Annotated in this window: 1 protein-coding gene; it reads right to left on the bottom strand. The window is 40.0% G+C overall.

All coding sequences use genetic code 11. The features are described from left to right. On the bottom strand, positions 1 to 1,093 hold a 1,093-nt coding region (locus tag ACT9TX_RS18360; RefSeq protein WP_481340559.1), incomplete at both ends, for a formylglycine-generating enzyme family protein.

The following is a 1,093-nucleotide window of genomic DNA, read 5'->3' as shown; positions in this document are numbered from 1 at the left end:
CTACTCTTCATTCTGCGAGAAACTCTGTAACCTGTACAGTAACTTTTGTTGCACATAAATGAACCACCACGTAAAGATTTTTTTGGTGTATAAGGCTCTTGAGGATCGAAACTTGTAGCTGGTCCTTGTGGATTTTTAACACCATCGGGTTTATTAGTTGTTTTATAATAATCGTTTCTATACCAATCGCTACACCATTCCCATACATTGCCTGCCATATCGTACAAGCCATAAGCATTGGGTGCATAACTTTTTACTGGTGCTACACCGTAAAATCCATCTCGTTTTGTATTGCTATTCGGGAAATTTCCTTCCCAAGTATTAGCCTTCGGTTTACCAGCATCCAAGTCTTCATTACCCCAACTGTACACATTATTTACCAATCCACCTCTTGCTGCCCATTCCCATTCGGCCTCAGTTGGTAAGCGTTTACCAGCCCATTTTGCATAAGCCATGGCATCATCCCAAGATACTTGCACTACAGGTAAATTTTCTTTGCCTTTTATGTTTGAATTTGGACCATCAGGATGGCGCCAATCTGCACCTTCCATCCACGTCCACCATTGTGCATAATTGTTTAAATCAACAGCTTGAGTAGGTGGTGTAAAAACCAATGAAGAGGCTACTAGTTTATCTTCTGGCGGTTTGGGGGTATTTGGGGGTAATTGCTTTTTTAGCTCTTCCCAATCTGGTTTACGCTCGGCTGTGGTTACATAATGTGTGGCGTTTACAAAAGCTGCAAATTGTGCATTGGTCACTTCTGTTGCATCTATCCAAAAAGCATCTACACTTACTTTATGTTTAGGAAACTCATCATTATCGGCTTGCTTATCATCTGCACCCATCATAAAAGTTCCAGCAGGAATACTTACCATACCTTGTGTAGAAGTGGTGTTGCTAGCTACAATATGTTGCGTACTATCTGCAACTGCACCAAACCTTGATGGAATATTTGAATGGCAACTGATGGCCGAATCATTTTTTCTAGCTTGAAGAACAGAATCTGCTTTCTCAGATTTCGAAGGATTATTGTTACAAGCAACCACATATAACAACAATAAACACGCAGATATTTTACTTAAAAATTGATTAC

This window comes from Parasediminibacterium sp. HNIBRBA5674 (assembly GCF_056745525.1).
This window is presented reverse-complemented; position numbering and strand designations above follow the sequence as displayed.